Annotated in this window: 1 protein-coding gene; it reads left to right on the top strand. The window is 73.1% G+C overall.

Going from position 1 to position 2,349, the window contains the following annotated elements; genetic code table 11:
- Nucleotides 1-220: 220 nt before the first annotated feature.
- Nucleotides 221-2,263 (top strand): TonB-dependent receptor, encoded by a 2,043-nt coding sequence (locus DT057_RS34600; protein WP_128566514.1) that lies wholly within the window; start codon nucleotides 221-223, stop codon nucleotides 2,261-2,263.
- Nucleotides 2,264-2,349: the final 86 nt, after the last annotated feature.

The following is a 2,349-nucleotide window of genomic DNA, read 5'->3' as shown; positions in this document are numbered from 1 at the left end:
GTCACACGCGAGCACGTCGGGCGGGGTGTCCCGGTGGGTGTCGAGGCGCAGGCCCGGCCCGGGCACGGCCTCGTCGCGGTGACGTGCCACCGCCGTCGCCCGAGGCCCGCCCGTGCCCGCCATCCCGTTCCGCCCGCCCCTGAGCCCCGCCGCCTGCTGCGTCGCCGCCCTCCTCGTCGCGCCGCCCGCAGGGGCCCGGGATGCGCCGGTCGAGGTCCGGCTGGACGAGATCGAGGTCGCGGCGGAGCCGGCCCGGCCGACCCGGCCGGCCACGGCCCCGGCTGCGGCGAGCGCCGGCTACGTCGGCGGCGTGACCGGGATCGGCGGCGGCCTGCGCACGGTCGAGGCCGCGAGCGCCGGGATCCTCACGGGCGCGCAGATCAACAGCCTCCCGGTCACCCGGCCCGGCGAGGTGCTGGAGGCGGTCCCCGGCCTCATCGTCACGCAGCATTCCGGGGAGGGCAAGGCCAACCAGTTCTTCCTGCGCGGCTTCAACCTCGACCACGGCACCGACATCGCCCTCCACGTCGACGGGATGCCGGTCAACATGCGCACCCACGCCCACGGGCAGGGCTACGCCGACCTCAACTTCCTGATCCCCGAGCTCGTCGGCGCGGTGGAGTACCACAAGGGCCCCTACTTCGTGCGCGACGGCGACTTCGCCTCCGCGGGCTCGGTGCGCATCGACTACCTCGACCGGCTCGACCGCAACGTCGCCCTGACGACCCTCGGCAGCTTCGGCTACAAGCGCGCCCTCTCGATGGCGTCGGCGGCGCTCGGCCAGGGCAGCCTGCTGGCGGCGGGCGAGGCGCAGGTCTACGACGGCCCCTGGGACGTCCCGGACCGGCTGGGCAAGCTGAACGGCGTCCTGCGCTACAGCCAGGGCACGGCGCTGGACGGCTTCGCGGTCACCGGCATGGCGTACTGGGCCCGCTGGAACGCCACGAACCAGATCCCCGAGCGGGCGGTGGCCGAGGGGATCATCGGCCGCTACGGCACCCTCGACCCGACGGACGGCGGCGATACCGGCCGGTTCTCGCTCTCGGGGCGCTGGAGCCGGTCGGATGCCGGCGGGATCACCCGGGCCTCGGCCTACGTGATCCGCTACCAGATGAACCTGTTCAACAACTTCACGTACTGGCTCAACGACCCGGTCGCGGGCGACCAGTTCCACCAGCGCGACGCCCGCGTGCTCGGGGGCGGCGAGGTCTCCCGGGTGATCCAGGGCGACCTGTTCGGCCTGCCGATGGAGAACGAGGTCGGCGTCCAGACGCGGACCGACGACATCCGGGTCGGGCTGTTCAACACGGCGGCCCGCCGCTACCGCGCGACGGTGCTCGACGACCGGGTGCTGGAGGCGAGCGCGGCCTTCTACTACGAGAACCGGGTGCGCTGGAGCGACTGGCTGCGCACCAGCGTCGGGTTCCGGGCGGACGGCTACGGCGCCGACGTCCGCTCCGACACCCCGGCCAATTCCGGCAGGGCCCGCGACGGGATCGTGAACCCGAAGCTCGGCCTCGTGCTCGGGCCGTGGCGCGAGACCGAGCTCTACGCGAATTACGGCGGCGGCTTCCACTCCAACGACGCGCGGGGCGTCACCGCCACCGTTGATCCGGCGAGCCCCTTGTTCACCATCAGCCGGTCGCCCTTCCTGGTGCCCTCGACCGGCTACGAGGTCGGCCTGCGCAACCGCTCCGTCGCGGGCCTCGAGACCGCCGTGGCGCTGTTCCGGCTCGACTTCGCGTCCGAGAACCTGTTCCAGGGCGACACCGGCACCACCGAGCCGAGCCGGCCCACCCGCCGCTTCGGGATCGAGTGGACCAACCGCTACGCCGTCGCGCCCTGGCTCACGCTGGAGGCCGACCTGACGGTCACCAACGCCCGCTTCGCCGACCGGGACCCGGTCGGGAACCGGGTCCCGGAGGCGCCGACCACGATCGCCTCGGCCGCCATCACCTTCGGCGAGGGGCAGGGCTGGTTCGGGTCCATGCGCCTGCGCTACTTCGGCCCCCGCCCGCTGATCGAGGACAATGCCGTGCGCTCGCGCCCGACCGCGCTGCTCAACGGGCGGATCGGCTACGCCTTCGACAACGGGGTGAGCCTCGCGCTCGACGTGCTGAACCTGACCAACGCCCGGGCCGACCAGATCACCTACTACTACGTGTCGCGGCTGCCCGGAGAGGATGCGGGCGGCGTCGCCGACCGGCACTTCCACCCCGTCGAGCCGACCGCCTTCCGCCTCACCCTGGCGGGACGGTTCTGAGAAGGCGTTGACGCCGCCGAAGCGCGACCGTACGTCTTGGGGCGACGGTTCCCTTCGGGGATCAAAAGGGAACGCGGTGCGGGCGG

Source organism: Methylobacterium crusticola, from assembly GCF_003574465.1.
Classification (GTDB): Bacteria; Pseudomonadota; Alphaproteobacteria; order Rhizobiales; family Beijerinckiaceae; genus Methylobacterium; species Methylobacterium crusticola.
Note: the sequence above shows the minus strand (reverse complement) of the source record. Positions and strands in the feature narration are given on the sequence as shown.